The sequence below is a fragment of the Kluyvera sp. 142486 genome (assembly GCF_046569695.1).
In the GTDB taxonomy this organism is placed as follows: domain Bacteria; phylum Pseudomonadota; class Gammaproteobacteria; order Enterobacterales; family Enterobacteriaceae; genus Kluyvera.
The window spans coordinates 192,394-209,014 of the sequence record NZ_JBKHUI010000003.1 but is presented as its reverse complement, the minus strand read 5'-3'; the positions used below and the strand labels follow the sequence as shown (position 1 = coordinate 209,014).

10 protein-coding genes are annotated in these 16,621 nt (G+C 56.3%); 7 read left to right on the top strand and 3 right to left on the bottom strand.

All coding sequences use genetic code 11. The features are described 5' to 3' along the window. Positions 1-2 precede the first annotated feature (2 nt). The 5 genes from bcsZ (at position 3) to ACLGE8_RS05075 (ending at position 9,749) form a co-directional block, all read left to right on the top strand. The gene (gene bcsZ / locus ACLGE8_RS05095; protein ID WP_410996941.1) at positions 3-1,100 is read left to right on the top strand and encodes a cellulose synthase complex periplasmic endoglucanase BcsZ; all 1,098 of its coding nucleotides are present in this window, start codon (positions 3-5) and stop codon (positions 1,098-1,100) included. Beyond that, complete coding sequence (bcsC, locus tag ACLGE8_RS05090; protein WP_410996939.1) at positions 1,082-4,390, top strand: cellulose synthase complex outer membrane protein BcsC; 3,309 nt, start codon at positions 1,082-1,084, stop codon at positions 4,388-4,390. The genes bcsZ and bcsC overlap by 19 nt, the downstream gene beginning before the upstream one ends. Before the next feature lie 148 nt (positions 4,391-4,538). Then, complete coding sequence (gene hmsP, locus ACLGE8_RS05085; RefSeq protein ID WP_410996937.1) at positions 4,539-6,554, top strand: biofilm formation regulator HmsP; 2,016 nt, start codon at positions 4,539-4,541, stop codon at positions 6,552-6,554. A gap of 145 nt (positions 6,555-6,699) precedes the next feature. Beyond that, complete coding sequence (locus ACLGE8_RS05080; protein WP_410996935.1) at positions 6,700-7,986, top strand: dicarboxylate/amino acid:cation symporter; 1,287 nt, start codon at positions 6,700-6,702, stop codon at positions 7,984-7,986. 272 nt (positions 7,987-8,258) lie between these two features. Continuing rightward, positions 8,259-9,749 (top strand): M16 family metallopeptidase, encoded by a 1,491-nt coding sequence (locus ACLGE8_RS05075; RefSeq protein WP_410996933.1) that lies wholly within the window; start codon positions 8,259-8,261, stop codon positions 9,747-9,749. A gap of 176 nt (positions 9,750-9,925) precedes the next feature. Here the strand turns inward: ACLGE8_RS05075 and ACLGE8_RS05070 are convergent, their stop codons facing one another. Next, positions 9,926-10,855 (bottom strand): sugar kinase, encoded by a 930-nt coding sequence (locus ACLGE8_RS05070; RefSeq protein WP_035893927.1) that lies wholly within the window; start codon positions 10,853-10,855, stop codon positions 9,926-9,928. Between the two features lie 227 nt (positions 10,856-11,082). On the opposite strand from ACLGE8_RS05070, the gene pdeH reads away from it, so the two are divergent. Together pdeH and ACLGE8_RS05060 are read left to right on the top strand one after the other, a co-directional pair. Beyond that, positions 11,083-11,853 carry a cyclic-guanylate-specific phosphodiesterase gene (pdeH, locus tag ACLGE8_RS05065; RefSeq protein ID WP_410996931.1) on the top strand — a complete coding sequence of 257 codons (771 nt, stop codon included), beginning with the start codon at positions 11,083-11,085 and terminating at the stop codon, positions 11,851-11,853. Between the two features lie 76 nt (positions 11,854-11,929). Beyond that, complete coding sequence (locus tag ACLGE8_RS05060) at positions 11,930-13,990, top strand: AsmA family protein (RefSeq protein ID WP_410996929.1); 2,061 nt, start codon at positions 11,930-11,932, stop codon at positions 13,988-13,990. Between the two features lie 64 nt (positions 13,991-14,054). Here the strand turns inward: ACLGE8_RS05060 and ACLGE8_RS05055 are convergent, their stop codons facing one another. Both ACLGE8_RS05055 and yhjD read right to left on the bottom strand, forming a co-directional pair. After that, a complete protein-coding gene (locus ACLGE8_RS05055; protein WP_410996927.1) occupies positions 14,055-15,371 on the bottom strand; it encodes an MFS transporter in 1,317 nt (438 codons plus the stop codon). A 263-nt stretch (positions 15,372-15,634) separates the two neighbouring features. Continuing rightward, positions 15,635-16,597 carry an inner membrane protein YhjD gene (gene yhjD / locus ACLGE8_RS05050; RefSeq protein ID WP_410996925.1) on the bottom strand — a complete coding sequence of 321 codons (963 nt, stop codon included), beginning with the start codon at positions 16,595-16,597 and terminating at the stop codon, positions 15,635-15,637. Between the last annotated feature and the right edge of the window lie 24 nt (positions 16,598-16,621).

The window sequence follows — 16,621 nt, the reverse complement described above, 5'->3', positions numbered from 1 at the left end:
CGATGAAGATGCTTCGCTGGATCGTACTGCTGTGCGCCCTGGGCGGTCAGGCGCAGGCCGCCTGTAGCTGGCCTGCCTGGGAGCAGTTCAAGCAGGATTACGTCAGCGCACAAGGGCGCGTTATCGATCCTAGCGATGCGCGCAAAATTACCACCTCAGAGGGGCAAAGCTACGCGCTGTTCTTTGCCCTCGCCGCGAACGATCGTCAGACCTTCGCAAACCTGCTGGGCTGGACGCAAAACAACCTCGCGCAGGGCTCGCTGCGTGAGCATCTTCCCGCCTGGCTATGGGGCAAAAAGGGCGATGACGAGTGGACGGTGCTGGACAGCAACTCTGCCTCTGATTCGGATGTCTGGATTGCCTGGACGCTGCTGGAAGCCGGTCGCCTGTGGAAAAATGACGATTACACGGCAACGGGTAAAGCGCTGCTGGCGAAAATTGCCGAGGGTGAAACAGTAAAAGTTCCCGGTCTGGGGCTGATGCTGTTGCCCGGTCGCGTTGGCTTTGCGGAAGAGACGCGCTGGCGCTTCAATCCAAGCTATCTCCCACCGCAGGTGGCGCAGTATTTCAGCCAATTTGGCGCGCCGTGGACCACCCTTCGTGATACCAACCTGAAGTTGCTGCTTGATACCGCGCCGAAAGGTTTCTCGCCGGACTGGGTGAGCTACGACAAAAAACAGGGCTGGCTGCTGAAAGAGGCCAGCGTGGTGGGCAGCTACGATGCCATTCGCGTCTATTTATGGGTGGGCATGATGCACGACGCCGACCCGCAAAAAGCGCGTCTGCTTAAACGCTTTAACGCGATGGCGGCACAGACCGTGAAGCAGGGCGTTCCCCCGGAAAAAGTGGCGATTGCCACCGGGGCGGTGACCGGCGATGGCCCGGTCGGTTTTTCAGCTTCGCTGATTCCATTCCTACAAAATCGCGACGCGCAGGCCGTTTTGCGCCAGCGTGTGGCCGATCATTTTCCCAGCGCGGATGCTTATTACAATTATGTTCTGACCCTCTTTGGTCAGGGCTGGGATCAACACCGTTTTCGCTTCAGCGCCCGCGGCGAATTACTACCTGACTGGGGCCAGGAATGCGCAAGTTCACACTAAGTTTAATCACCCTCTCTCTGGGCCTGACGCTGGTACAGCCAGGCTATGCGGACACCTCGGCAGAAGAACAGCTGCTCAACCAGGTGCGCCTTGGAGAAGCCAGCAAACGGGATGATTTGGTGCAGCAATCGCTGTACCGGCTGGAGCTGATTAACCCTAACAATCCACAGGTGCTGGCGGCGCGTCTGCGCTATCTGCTGCGCCAGGGCGATACTGCCGGGGCGCAAAAGCAACTGCAAAAGCTGGCGCAGGTGGCGCCGAATTCTACCGAATATAACGCCTCTCGCATTGAGATTGGCCTGAACACCGACGCTGGGCGTCAGGCGCTGCAACAGGCGCGACTGCTGGCGACTACCGGGCACGTCCCGGAAGCGCTGGCCGATTATGAAAAAGCGTTTAACGGCCCGCCGCCGGACGGCGACTACGCGGTAGAGTACTGGACCGCGGTCGCGAAAATCCCGGCCCGCCGCGATGAGGCGCTCAAACACCTGCAAACCCTCAACAAGCAGAACCCCGGCAACGTGGGCTTGCAGATGACGCTCGCCAATATGCTGCTCGCGGCCAACCAGCGCGATGACGCGTTCAACGTGCTGGAACAAATGGCGAAATCGTCAGGCGGACGCGGCCCGGCGGGCGATCTGTGGTTTAACGCTATCAAAGATCAGCCGGCAAGCCCTTCCAGCGTGCAGGCGCTGCAGCGTTATCTGACCATTTTCAACAGCGGTGAATCGGCGGACAGCGCCCGTGCGATGCTGGCAGACCAGCAAAAACAGATGGCGGACCCGGTTCTGCGAGCCAAAGCGGTAGAACAGGAGAAAGTGGCGCAGGCCGCCGACAACACGCCGCAAACCTGGCAGCTCTACTGGCCGCTGATCCGTAAAGGCGACGCGGCGCTGAAGGCCAACAATCTGGCGCAGGCGGAGAGCTTCTACCAGCAAGCGCGCAAGCTTGATGCCACCGACAGCTATGCGGTGTTGGGGCTCGGCGATGTGGCGATGGCGCGTAAAGATAGCGCCTCGGCAGAGCGTTTCTATCAACAGGCGCTGCGTCTTGACCGCGGCAACAGCAGCGCGGTGCGCGGGCTGGCCAATATCTACCGCGCCGAGTCGCCGGAGAAAGCCACCGCCTTTATCAACTCGCTTTCAGCCAGCCAGCGACGCAGCATTGACGATATTGAACGTAGCCTGACCAATGACCGACTTTCCCAGCAGGCCGAAGCGCTGGAAAATAAAGGAAACTGGGCGCAGGCGGCGGAAATTCAGCGCCGTCGATTGGCGCTGTCGCCGGATGACGTGTGGATAACCTACCGCCTCTCTCGTGACCTGGTGAGCGCCGGCCAGCGCATAGAGGCCGACAACCTGATGCTCAATCTGGCACGCAAAAAGCCGACCGATGCCGACCAGGTTTACGCCAACGGCCTCTATCTTTCCGGTAACGGTCAGGACCAGGCGGCGCTGACGCACCTGGCCGCACTGCCGACAGCGCAGTGGACCGATAATATTCGCGAACTGGACCAGCGCCTGCGCAGCGATCAGCTAATTGCTCAGGCCAACCGCCTGCGTGATAGCGGCCAGGAAGCGCAGGCGATTGTGCTGCTGAAACAGCAGCCAGAATCCGCTCGAATTCATTCGACCCTCGCCGACTGGGCGCAGCAGCGGGGCGATAATGCCACGGCGCTGGCTGAATACAACGCCGTGCTGGCAAAAGACCCGCGTGATGAAGACGCCCATTTGGGCATGGCGGAAGTGTACGCCGCCGATGGCAACGCGCTGGCAGCCCGCCAGCAGCTGGCACAGTTGCCTGCCGAAGGCGAGCGTTCGCTCAATACTCAGCGGCGCATTGCGCTGGTCAGCGCCAAACTGGGTGATACCGCCGCGGCGCAGCAAATGATGACCGCCCTGATTCCTCAGGCTAAAGCCCAGCCACCGTCTATGGATACGGCGATGGTACTACGCGATGCCGCGCGCTATCAGGCGCAGGACGGCAACCCGAAACAGGCGCTGGAGACCTACAAAGATGCGATGGTCGCCACGCAGATTACTCCAACGCGCCCGGCGGATAACGACACCTTTACCCGTCTGACGCGTAACGACGAAAAAGACGACTGGCTCAAGCGCGGCGTGCGCAGCGACGCGGCGGATCTCTACCGTCAGCAGGACCTGAACGTCACGCTGCAGCATGACTTCTGGGGCTCCAGCGGTACGGGCGGTTATTCCGATCTGAAAGCCCATACCACCATGTTACAGGTGGATGCGCCGCTGGCCGATGGCCGCATGTTCTTCCGTTCTGATCTCGTGAATATGGATGCGGGGAGTTTCTCCACCGATAAAAATGACCAGTATAAGAAACAGTGGGGCACCTGTGATTTATCCGCTTGTAAGGGGTCAACGCACCAAAGCGACAGCGGCGCCAGCGTAGCCATTGGCTGGAAAAATGACACCTGGGACGCAGATATCGGCACCACCCCAATGGGCTTTAACGTGGTGGATGTGGTGGGTGGGCTGAGCTACAGCAGCGATGTCGGTCCGCTGGGCTATACGGTAAACGCGCATCGTCGTCCGATCTCTAGTTCGTTACTGGCATTTGGTGGACAGAAGGATAATGACAAGGATGCGCACACCGGTACGACCTGGGGTGGCGTACGCGCTAATGGCGGCGGTATTAGCCTGAGCTACGACAAAGGTGAAGCCAATGGCGTATGGGCTTCACTCGGCGGCGACCAACTATCGGGTAAAAACGTAGACGACAACTGGCGCGTTCGCTGGATGACGGGATATTACTACAAGGTTATTAACGAGAATAACCGCCGGGTGACAGTCGGGCTCAACAATATGATCTGGCACTACCAGAAGGATCTGAGCGGCTATACCCTCGGTCAGGGCGGCTATTACAGCCCGCAGGAATATGTGTCGTTTGCTGTGCCGGTTAACTGGCGTGAACGTACGGAAAACTGGTCATGGGAGCTGGGTGGTTCGGTCTCCTGGTCGCATTCGCGCACCAGTACAGAGCCGCGCTATCCGCTGATGAACCTGATTCCGCAAACCTGGAAGAAAAAAGCCCGCGAGGATGTTAACCATGGTGGCAGCAGTCAGGGCTTCGGTTACACCGCGCGGGCGATTATCGAACGGCGCGTGACGTCCAACTGGTTCGTGGGCGCAGGTGTCGATATCCAGCAGGCGAAGGATTACACCCCAAGCCATGCGTTGCTCTACGTTCGTTATTCCGCCGCCGGCTGGCAGGGCGACCTCGATATGCCGCCGCAGCCGCTCACACCATACGCAGACTGGTAATTTTACCGCTCCGAATATAGGTATTCGTCTTATATAACCCGGCACCCTGCCGGGTTATAATTATCGCGGCGGCGTCCGTTTTGACTTTGCCGCCAGCCTCGTTATTCTCAATGCCTGAGCAATACGTTCGTATTAGTGGAGAGCTCTTTTGCGCGTTAGCCGTTCCCTTACAATAAAACAAATGGCCATGGTTGCAGTTGTTACCATGTTGTTTTTATTTGTCTTTTGCTTCATTTTACTGTTCCACTTCGTACAGCAGGATCGCTATAACACTGGGGCACAATTAGAGAGCATCGCCCGCTCGGTACGTCAGCCGCTGTCGGCTGCCATCCTCAAAGCCGATATTCCCGAGGCAGAGGCCATTCTTGGACGCATTCAACCCGCCGGCATTGTCAGCCGGGCGGACGTCGTGCTGCCTAACCAGTTTCAGGCGCTACGCATGAGTTTTATTCCGGAACGCCCGGTTCCGGTCAATATCACGCGCATTTTTGAACTCCCGGTACAGATTTCACTGCCGCTCTATTCGCTGGAACGGCCTGCTAACCCGCAGCCGCTGGCCTATCTGGTGCTACAGGCAGACCCTTATCGTATGTATAAGTTCGTGATGAGCGCGCTGGCAACGATAGTGACCGCTTACTTTTTGCTCGTTTTAATGCTGACCGTCGCGCTGACCTGGTGCATCAACCGGCTGATTGTCAGGCCGCTGCGCAGCATTGCCTATGAAATTCACGACCTCCCGGGGGCGGATCGCATCGGGCATCAGCTCTCCCTGCCGCGCCTGCACCACGACGATGAAATTGGTACGCTGGTGCGCAGTTACAACCGCAATCAGCAGGCGTTACTACGTCAATATGACGAACTGAGCAATCAGTCGACCCGTTTCCCGGTCTCCGACCTGCCTAACAAAGCCTTCCTGTTAGGGCTGCTCGAACAGAGCCTGGTGCGCAAAACGCCGGTGGCGCTGCTGACTATCGCCTGCGAAACCCTGCAGGACACCGCGGGCGTGCTGAAAGAAGAGCAGCGTGAAATGCTGCTGCTGACGCTGGCAGAGAAGATTAAGCAGGTGATCTCGCCGCGCATGGTGCTGGCGCAGGTCAGCGGCTATGACTTCGCGATTCTGGCCTATGACGTCAAAGAGCCGTGGCATGCCATCACTTTAGGTCAGCAAGTACTCACTATCATCAATGAGCGTCTGCCGCTGCAGGGCATCCAGCTGCGCCCGAGCGCCAGCGTGGGTATTGCGATGTATAACGACGGATTAACGGCGGAGCAGTTCTATCGCCGCTCGCTCTCGGCGGCCTTCACCGCACGGCGGAAAGGAAAAAACCAGATTGAGTTTTTCGACCCGGAGCAGATGGTAAAAGCGCAAAAGCGCCTGACCGAAGAGAGCGATATCCTGACCGCGCTCGACAATGAGCAGTTCTCCGTCTGGCTCCAGCCGCAGGTGGAAACCAGCACCGGCAAAGTGTGCAGCGCGGAAGTGCTGCTGCGCCAGCGCCAGCCGGACGGTAGCTGGGCGCTGCCGAACGATCTGATCGACAGCATTGAATCCTGTGGCCTGATGGTGACCGTGGGGCACTGGGTGCTGGAAGAGTCATGCCGACAGCTGGCCGCCTGGCAGTCGCGTGGCATTATGCTGCCGCTGTCGGTGAACATCTCGGCGCTGCAGCTGCTGCATCACGATATGGTGTCGGATATGTTGGCGCTGCTCAACCGTTACCGCATTGCGCCGGGTACTCTGGTTCTGGAAGTGACCGAAAGCCGACGCATTGACGACCCGAAAGCCGCTGTCGCCATTTTACGGCCGCTGCGCAACGCCGGTGTGCGCATTGCGCTGGATGATTTTGGTATGGGTTATGCGGGGTTGCGCCAGCTACAGCATATGAAATCCGTGCCGGTGGATATTCTCAAGATCGACAAAATCTTTATCGACAGCCTGCCGGAAGACACCAGCATGGTGGCGGCCATCATCCAGCTTGGGCGCAGCCTGAACCTGAAAATGGTTGCTGAAGGTGTTGAAAATAAAGCGCAATATGCATGGCTGCGGGCGGCGAATGTCGATATTTTGCAGGGCTTCCTGTTTGCTCGTGCCGTCCCGATGGAGACCTTCGAGCAGGATTATCTCGGTAAGGAGAAATCACTACTGCCGGGAGATCAAAGTTAGCGATTGTGCGTGTCAGTTCAAAGTTTTAACAATTAAGTATCAAATTTACCCACAAATATTTCGATTATGTTTCTTGGATGTTATTTTGTGCCAACAGGTGAAAATAATCCCTACATTTCCTGTGGCTATAGCTCAAGGACATCCTATGAAAACCTCTTTCTTCAAAAGCCTTTATTTCCAGGTGCTGACGGCGATAGTGATCGGTGTACTACTCGGTCACTATTACCCGGAACTCGGCGCGCAGATGAAACCGCTTGGCGATGCCTTCGTCAAACTGATTAAAATGGTTATCGCGCCGGTTATCTTTTGTACGGTGGTGACCGGCATCGCCGGTATGGAAAGTATGAAAGCGGTGGGGCGTACCGGTGCCGTCGCGCTGCTCTACTTTGAAGTGGTCAGTACCCTCGCGCTGATTATCGGCCTGATTATTGTGAACGTGGTGCAGCCAGGCGCGGGGATGAACGTTGACCCAGCGACCCTGGATGCGAAAGCGGTGGCGATGTACGCCGAGCAGGCAAAAGATCAGGGCATTATCGCCTTCCTGATGGACATCATTCCTTCCAGCGTAATCGGTGCCTTTGCCAGCGGCAACATCCTGCAGGTGCTGCTGTTTGCGGTGATGTTCGGCTTTGCGTTGCACCGTCTGGGTAGCAAGGGTCAGCTGATTTTCAACGTTATTGAAAGCTTCTCGCAGGTTATCTTCGGCATCATCAACATGATCATGCGCCTGGCGCCGATTGGGGCGTTCGGGGCGATGGCCTTTACTATCGGTAAATACGGCGTGGGTACGCTGGTGCAGTTGGGTCAGCTTATTATCTGCTTCTACATAACCTGTATTCTGTTTGTCGTGGTGGTATTGGGTACGATTGCGCGTGCGACCGGGTTCAGCATTTTCAAATTTATCCGCTATATCCGCGAAGAGCTGCTGATTGTGCTGGGTACTTCCTCTTCCGAATCTGCGCTGCCGCGTATGCTCGACAAGATGGAAAAGCTGGGCTGCCGGAAGTCGGTGGTAGGGCTGGTTATCCCGACCGGCTACTCGTTTAACCTCGACGGCACCTCTATTTATCTGACGATGGCGGCGGTGTTTATCGCTCAGGCGACCAACAGCCATATGGATATCTTCCATCAGGTGACGCTGCTGGTGGTGCTGCTGCTCTCCTCGAAAGGGGCCGCAGGCGTAACCGGTAGTGGCTTTATCGTACTGGCGGCAACCATCTCTGCGGTGGGGCATCTGCCGGTTGCCGGCCTGGCGCTGATTCTGGGTATCGACCGCTTTATGTCGGAAGCGCGTGCGCTGACTAACCTTATCGGTAACGGCGTGGCGACCATTGTTGTGGCGAAACGCGTGAAACAGCTGGACGCGAAACAGCTCGACGATGTGCTCAATAACCGTCCGACGGCGCAAAAACCGCACGAATTATCCTCTTAATATCCCCACTTAAGCCCGTACTCCCTTGCTGGAGTGCGGGCTCCTGCGCATAATTAGGCGGCGTCATTATTTAGCTATGTTAGTTTATGGCTGCCGTAGATTTTATTTTCCTTAGCCATGTGACGTTTTTGCGATTGTGTGGTCTAACTGACGTATTTACTTCATTATTTTAGGCAATCGCCCGCGGCGGTTGTCTTTTATACCCACCGAGCCCGCGCACGTGCTGCCCGAACTCTGGTGGGGATAACCAGGAACGTTCATCAGGGGTTCACATGCAGGGCACAACAATTCGACTTTTAGCCGGTGGTTTGCTGATGATGGCAGCAGCCAGCTATGTGCAGGCAGAAGCGCTCCAGCCGGACCCGGCCTGGCAACAAGGCACGTTGTCTAATGGCTTTCAGTGGCAAGTGCTTGCCACTCCGCAGCGCCCGAGCGACCGTGTAGAAATCCGGCTCTCGATTGATATTGGTTCACTGAACGAAAGCGCCCAGCAAACGGGTTATAGCCACCTTATTCCTCGGATCGCCCTGACTCAGAACGGCGGTCTACAAACGATGCAGGCTCGCTCCATGTGGCAGCAGAGCATTGACCCGAAGCGCCCGCTGCCGCCGGCGATTGTCTCTTATGACTACACCCGCATTAACCTGAGCCTGCCGAACAACCGCAGCGACCTGCAGAAAGAGGCGCTGAACTGGCTGGCGACCTCGATTGGCAAACTGAGCATTACGCCGGATACCGTCAGCTACGCGCTGGGCGTGCAGGATATGGTGGCAACCTGGCCGCAGGATACCAAAGAGGGCTGGTGGCGCTATCGTCTGAAGGGTTCCACCATGCTGGGCCACGACCCTGCTGAGCCGCTGAAGCTGCCGGTGGATGCTAAACACGTCGCCGAGTTCTATCAGAAATGGTACACCCCGGATGCGATGACGCTGATTATCGTCGGCAATGTCGATAGCCGCGCCACCATTGAGCAAATCAGCAAAACCTTCGGTGGGCTGAAGGGGAAACGTGAAACGCCAGCGGCGGTACCAACGCTGTCGCCACTTCCCCCGGAAACGGTAAGCATTATGACCAACGCGGTGCGCCAGGATCGTCTCTCTATTATGTGGGACACGCCGTGGCAGCCGATTCGCGAGTCTGCGGCGCTGCAACGCTACTGGCGCGCCGACCTGGCGCGTGAAGCGCTGTTCTGGCATATCCAGCAGAAGCTGAGCCGCACCAACATGAAAGATATCGGCCTGGGCTTTGACTGCCGGGTGCTGTATCTGCGCGCCCAGTGCGGCATCAATCTGGAATCACCGGGCGAAAAGCTGGAAAGCAACCTGGGGCTGGTTGCCCGCGAGCTGGCGGCTATTCGTGAAAAGGGGCTGCCGGAAGATGAATTTGATTCGCTGATTGCGCAGAAGAAGCTGGAGCTGCAAAAGCTGTTCGCCACCTACGCGCGGATGGATACCGACATGCTGATTAGCCAGCGCATGCGTTCGTTGCAAAACCAGGTGGTGGATATCGCGCCGGAACAGTATCAGAAACTGCGCCAGAGCTTCCTCGAGTCGCTGACGCCGGACATGCTCAACCAGGATCTGCGCCAGCAGCTTTCGCAGGATATGGCGCTCGTCCTTCAGCAGCCAACCGGTGAGCCGGAGTTCAATATGAAGGATCTGCAGGAGGTGTGGGGCAAGATTATGCTGGCACCTACGGCGGACGCCGCGACCGCGACGGAAGAGAGTCACCAGGATGTGACGGACATTCCACCGGCGCAGTAGCGGGGTTCTCCCCCTCACCCTAACCCTCTCCTCATAGGGGAGAGGGAACCGCTTGGTTTTCTCCCTCGCCCCTATGGGGAGAGGGTCGGGGTGAGGGGGGGGAAACCCAGCATCTAACGTACAGACGAAAAAAAACCTCTCCCAACCGGAAGAGGTTTTTTTATACCCGCGAAACCTTATGCAGGCATCGCGTCGCGTGGAATAATCGCCCCACGATGCTGAATTACGGTGCTTGCCGTCTGGTGACCGCGCTTCGCCGCTGCTGCCGCATCGCCGCCGGTTAAGCGGACGGACAGGTAGCCTGCGCTGAAGGAGTCACCCGCTGCGGTAGTATCCACCACTTTCTCTTTTGGCAGCTTAACTGCCGGCACGTCAACCAACGCTTCACCGGTAATCGCTACCAGGCAAGAGTCTGCGCCGCGCTTCACGACCACTTCACTCACGCCAGCGGCCTGAGTGCGAGCGATAACCTCTTCAACCGGCTTCTCGCCCCACAGCGCGTCTTCATCGTCCAGCGTCAGGAAAGCAATGTCGGTGCACTGCAGCATCTGCTGATAAACCTGCTGCGTTTCTTCTTTGCTGGCCCACAGGCGCGGGCGGTAGTTGTTGTCAAAGATGACTTTACCGCCGTTCGCGCGGCACTGTTTCAGCAGCGCAATCAGCTTCTCACGGCTGGCCGGGCTGAGGATAGCGAGGCTAATGCCGCTCAGGTAGAGGTAGTCAAAGCCTGCCAGCTGTTCGCAGATGGCGGCAGACTGCTCGCTCTCCAGCCAGAACTTGGCGGCGGCTTCGTTACGCCAGTAGTAGAACGTACGCTCGCCGGTCTCATCGGTTTCGATGTAATACAGGCCAGGCATACGGTCGCTCATGCGTTGAATCAGGTCGGTTTTGACGTTCTCCGCCTGCCAGGCGTCCATCATCTGCTGGCTGAAGGTGTCAGTACCGAGTGCGGTGACGTAATTGACGCTGAGTTCAGCAGGAGAGACCTGGCGAGCAATATAGACGGACGTGTTTAAGGTGTCGCCGCCAAAGCCGCGGTTAACTTGTGCGCCCTTCTCGGACAGCTCAATCATGCATTCGCCAATCACGGCAATTTTTTTGGACATAGTCATCAACCTGATTCGGTAAATTTTTCGTAGTGTGCGCTGTGGCTATTCGTTGGTCAACTATATTAAAACAACGTTCCATTATTTTTTTTGAGCTAGCGCGTGTTACGGCCGATTTATCCTCTTTAGTGAAAATAAAATGGCGCAAACTGGACATAAAGTTCTCACCTGCCACGCCGATAACTTTATCACTAGACCCTCTGACCCTCTCTTCACAGGAAGCTTAAATGACGTTAAAGCAGGTGAACCAGCGGGCGAGAGTACCCGATGCGGAGCTGGAAAGCCTACAGCAGCTGCGTTACTGGCAAGAGTGTGAGCGTGTCTATACTTTCCAGCCTATCTACACTATTCAGGGCCGCTTGATGGCGATTGAAGTGTTAACGGTAGTGACCCATCCCTCACAACCACAAAAACGTATTGCCCCGGATCGTTACTTCGCTGCGGTTTCTATCGGCCAGCGCATCCATGTCATCAAAGAACAGGTGACGATGCTGGCAAAAAGAAAGCAATTCTTTGAGCAGAATAAGGTGCTGGCATCGGTTAACGTCGATGCGCCGACGCTGCTGGAAATGCGCCAGGACCGGATCCTGAAGACGATGATTGAAGCCCTGCCCTGGCTGCGCTTTGAACTGGTGGAGCATATGGCGTTGCCGCAAGACTCCACGGTGGCTTCACTGTGTGAATTTGGCCCGCTATGGTTGGATGATTTCGGCACCGGGATGGCCAATTTCTCCGCGCTCAATGAGGTACGCTACGATTACATTAAAGTGGCTCGCGACCTGTTCATTATGCTGCGCAAAACCCCTGAGGGGCGCAAACTGTTTATCCTGCTGATTGAGCTGATGAACCGCTATTGTGAAGGCGTTATTGTTGAAGGAGTTGAAACGCTGGAGGAGTGGCGCGAAATACAGCGTTCACCGGCCCATGCGGCGCAGGGCTATTTCCTCTCTCGCCCGGTGCCGTTCACCCACCTCGAAAAGGTGTTTTTGATACTTTGAATCAGGCTGCTTCCGGTAAATCTACCCATCTGGACTATCTTTAGGACAGACAAGGGAAGAAGTGAGGAAGCAGAATATGACCAAAGCAGGCAAAATTACCGCCTCTGTTGTAGGGACTTTCTTGTTGTTGATCGTCGTACTTATCGTACTGATTGCGACATTTGACTGGAACCGCCTTAAACCGACCATCAACCAGAAAGTCTCTGCGGAACTCAACCGTCCTTTTGCCATTCGCGGTGATTTAGGCGTGGTATGGGAACGCCAGAAGCAGGAAACCGGCTGGCGAAGCTGGGTGCCGTGGCCGCATGTGCACGCGGAAGACATTATTCTTGGCAACCCCCCTGATATCCCTGAAGTCACGATGGTGCATCTTCCCCGTGTGGAAGCAACCCTCGCACCGCTGGCACTGCTGACCAAAACGGTCTGGCTGCCGTGGATAAAGCTGGTGAAGCCCGATGCACGGTTGATTCGCTTATCGGAAAAAAACAATAACTGGACATTTAATCTCGCTGGGGATGAAGCAAAAGATCCCGGCGCCAAGCCCTCAGAGTGGTCTTTCCGCCTGGATAATATCCTTTTCGATCAGGGGCGAATCGCCATTGATGACAGCGTCAGCAAGGCGGATATCGAGATCTTCGTCGATCCGTTAGGTAAGCCGCTGCCGTTTAGTGAAGTGACGGGAAACAAAGATAAAAATGATAAATCCAGCGTTGAGGATTACGTTTTTGGCCTGAAGGCGAAAGGCCGCTATCACGATGAACCGCTCACAGGGACGGGGAAAATCGGGGGGATGCTGGCGCTGCGTGGCGCAGACTCGCCGTTTCCGGTTCAGGCCGACTTTCGTTCCGGTAATACTCGGGTGGCGTTCGTTGGCGTGGTGAACGACCCGATGAAGATGGGGGGCGTTGACCTGCAATTGAAATTCTCCGGTGATTCGTTGGCAGATCTGTACGACCTCACCGGCGTATTGCTGCCGGATACGCCACCTTTTGAAACCGACGGTCGATTGGTCGCGAAGATCGATACTAACAAATCATCAGTCTTTAATTATCGTGGGTTCAACGGTCGAATTGGTGATAGCGATATTCACGGCTCGCTCACATACACCACCGGTAAGCCGCGTCCAAAACTGGAGGGGGAGCTGGAGTCTCGTCAGCTGCGGCTGGTGGATTTAGGCCCGTTGATTGGCGTTGATTCCGGCAAAGGCGCGGAACAGTCGAAGCGATCAGAGCAGAAAAAGGGCGAGAAAAGCGTTCAGCCAGTGGGTAAAGTCCTGCCTTATGACCGCTTTGAAACCGATAAATGGAACGCCATGGATGCCGACGTGCGATTCAAGGGGGGGCGCATTGAGCACGGGAGTAGCCTGCCGATTAGCGATCTTTCCACTCACATCATCCTGGAAAATGCCGATCTGCGCCTGCAACCGTTGAAGTTTGGTCTGGCGGGCGGCGGTATTAACGCCAACATCCACCTGGAAGGTGATAAAAAACCGATGCAGGGGAGAGCAGATATCCAGGCCCGGCGCCTGAAGCTAAAAGAGCTGATGCCGGACGTTGAACTGATGCAGAAAACGCTTGGTGAGATGAACGGTGATGCCGAGTTTCGCGGCACTGGCAACTCCGTAGCGGCACTGCTCGGCAACAGCAACGGTAACCTGAAGCTGCTGATGAATGATGGCTTAATCAGTCGTAACCTGATGGAAATTGTTGGGCTGAACGTCGGTAACTATATTGTCGGGCAGATTTTTGGCGACGATGAAGTCCGAGTGAACTGCGCGGCGGCCAATCTCGACATCGTTAACGGCGTGGCGCGTCCGCAGATTTTTGCCTTCGATACTGAAAATGCGCTGATCAACATTACCGGCACGGCGAGCTTCGCCTCTGAGCAACTTGATTTAACTATCGATCCGGAAAGTAAGGGGATCCGCATTTTTACTCTGCGTTCGCCGCTGTACGTGCGAGGTACTTTCAAGAATCCACAGGCTGGGGTGAAGGTGGGGCCGCTTATTGCTCGTGGGGCCGTCGCCGCTGCGCTGGCAACGCTCGTTACGCCAGCTGCCGCGCTGTTAGCGCTGATTTCACCTTCCGAACAAGATACGAATCAATGCCGGACAATATTGTCCCAGATGAAGAAGTAAGCGGGGAAATCAGCGGAGAGTGTAGGCTGGATAAGGCGCAATAGCGCCTTATCCAGTAAAACCATCACAGTGACTGATGGCGCGTCTCATGAGTTAACAGCAGCGCAATCAGCGTCAGCGCCGCCATGGCAGCCAGATAGACACCCACGTAGAACAACCCATAGCTACTCTGCAACCACGCCGCGATATACGGCGCAACGGATGCACCCAGAATCGATGACACGTTGTAGGAGAACGATGCCCCGGTATAGCGCACTTCCGTTGGGAAGAGCTCCGGCAGCAGCGCGCCCATTGGGCCAAAGGTCAGACCCATCAGGCTCAGGCCAACCAGCAGATACAGCATAATCAGCGCCGGGTTACCGGAGCCCAGCAGCGGCTGGAAGAAGAACAGTGCGAAGATGATAATCAGGCTGGTTATCACAATCATGCTTGGGCGACGACCGAAACGGTCCGCCAGCAGGCCAGCAATCGGCACCATCACACCAAACCCAATCACCGCCAGCATCAGCATCCACAGCACTTCGTTACGCGGCAGCCCTAAGCCGTTCGGCGCCGCAGCGGTGCTGTAGGTCATTGAGTAGACGGTCATGATATAGAACAGCGTATAGGTCGCCAGCATGATGAAGGTGCCGAGCACCGTCACGCGGACGTGCTTGCTGAGCAGAGTGCCCATCGGCACTTTCACCTGTTTATTCGCGGCAGCAACTTTGGCGAACACCGGCGTTTCGTGCAGCGAGACGCGCACGTACAGGCCGATAATCACCAGCACCGCAGAGAAGATAAATGGAACGCGCCAGCCCCAGGTCATGAACTGCTCGTCGGTCAGCAGCCAGGAGAGCAGCAGGAAGGTGCCGTTAGCGAAGAAGAAGCCAATCGGTGCGCCCAGCTGTGGGAAGGAACCGTACAGCGCGCGTTTGCGTGGCGGGGCGTTTTCCGTCGCCAGCAGCGCCGCTCCACCCCATTCACCGCCAAGGCCGAGACCCTGACCAAAACGCGCCAGCGCCAGCAGGACTGGAGCCATAATGCCGATGGAGGCATAGCTCGGCAGCAGGCCAATAACCACGGTGGAGATCCCCATGGTCAGCAGCGAAGCGACCAGCGTGACCTTGCGCCCGACGCGGTCACCGAAGTGGCCGAAGAGCGCGGAACCAATAGGACGAGCGACGAAGGCGATAGCGAACGTTGCCAGCGATTGCAGCGTTGCCGCCGTCGGATCGCCCTGTGGGAAGAAGATATGCGGGAACACGATGACCGCGGCGGTGGCGTAAATATAGAAGTCGAAGAACTCAATGGCGGTGCCGATGAGTGAGGCCACGACGACCTTATTACGCGAGTTAACCGGAGCGGAAGCCTGTTCGTTATCGAGTGTTGTGCTGGTCATAGTCTTTTCTAATATGTATAGCGAACGAAAGGCCATATTAGACATAGCAAAAGCGACATTTCAATCTGTAACAGAATTGTAAAGTGGCGCAAAGAGGGGCAAAAAGTGGATAATTTTTATACCAGTAAATTATAAAACATGAAATGCTTCACAATTTTCGTGAATTAGATGATAAAACTAGTTTTTGGTTAAATAAAAGTTACAGGCTGGATTTATATGCTAATTCGGTGGGTTGGGCTGAAATTTTCAGCCCAACAGGGCGGTTAGCGGTGGGTTTTTCCCGGCATTCTTGGGTCGTCCTTGTACTCTGCCGTGGCAATCCATGCGGCGCAGAACAGCGTCAGGCGCGCGAAGAAGTAGAAGAACGCCATCAGGCCGAGCACGGAACCAAACGCGGCGCCGGAAGGGGATTTCACCAGCGTCGGCAGCGTCCAGGTCATGATGATTTTGATCACTTCAAAGCCGATAGCGGCGATAAAGGTACCGCGGATCAGCGCCTTTTTACGTGGGCGGTGGCGGGGCAGTCGCCAGAAAATCCAGAAGAACAGCAGGTAGTTGGCGAAAATTGAAATCGCCAGGCCTATCAACCGCCAGGCGGGCTTCAGCCACTCAATGCTGTCGAGATACAGCGCCGAGATAATCAGCTGCTGTGCCGACCCGGCTACTGACGTAATGGAAAGGGTGACAATCAGCGCAATCAGCAGGCCAATCAGCGACACGAAGTCGCGCAGATATTTAATCCAGATGGCTTCCTGATCCTGCGGCGTGCGCTCCCAGACGTCGCGAGACTGGGCGCGAATAGCTTCGCGCAGGTTGCCCATCCAGTTGATACCGGAGTAGAGGGCGATACACAGACCGACGAGGCCAACGGTGGTACGTTGCTGGACGGCGGTGTTGATGGTGCTTTTGAGCGTGGCGGCGAGCGTTGGGTCGCTGACGTTGGCCAGGATCTTATTGAAGATGTCCTGCAACAGCGTCGGGTGCGAGGCAAGAATAAAGCCGGCAGCGGCGAACGACACCATCAGGATGGGGATCATCGATAAGAATGAAAAGTAGGTAATCGCCGCGCCAAACTGATTTCCCAGCCGATCGTTAAAACGCTCGGCGGCGCGAATCAGGTGGGCGATGATCGGCTGACGCTGAATCTTCTGCGCCGTGGTGGTGACGCTGTCCAGCGCCTTGCTAGCCTTTTGCTGTAGACGTTTATCGTTGTTTTCCGACGTCATCAGGGAGATTTTCCTTTTTATTGC

Bases quoted from the DNA above. Each gene is read 5' to 3' on its own strand.
- bcsC (WP_410996939.1), top strand. From the start codon at position 1,082: ATGCGCAAGTTCACACTAAGTTTAATCACCCTCTCTCTGGGCCTGACG.
- bcsZ (WP_410996941.1), top strand. From the start codon at position 3: ATGAAGATGCTTCGCTGGATCGTACTGCTGTGCGCCCTGGGCGGTCAG.
- yhjD (WP_410996925.1), bottom strand. From the start codon at position 16,597: ATGACGTCGGAAAACAACGATAAACGTCTACAGCAAAAGGCTAGCAAG.
- pdeH (WP_410996931.1), top strand. From the start codon at position 11,083: ATGACGTTAAAGCAGGTGAACCAGCGGGCGAGAGTACCCGATGCGGAG.
- ACLGE8_RS05060 (WP_410996929.1), top strand. From the start codon at position 11,930: ATGACCAAAGCAGGCAAAATTACCGCCTCTGTTGTAGGGACTTTCTTG.
- ACLGE8_RS05075 (WP_410996933.1), top strand. From the start codon at position 8,259: ATGCAGGGCACAACAATTCGACTTTTAGCCGGTGGTTTGCTGATGATG.
- ACLGE8_RS05080 (WP_410996935.1), top strand. From the start codon at position 6,700: ATGAAAACCTCTTTCTTCAAAAGCCTTTATTTCCAGGTGCTGACGGCG.
- ACLGE8_RS05070 (WP_035893927.1), bottom strand. From the start codon at position 10,855: ATGTCCAAAAAAATTGCCGTGATTGGCGAATGCATGATTGAGCTGTCC.
- ACLGE8_RS05055 (WP_410996927.1), bottom strand. From the start codon at position 15,371: ATGACCAGCACAACACTCGATAACGAACAGGCTTCCGCTCCGGTTAAC.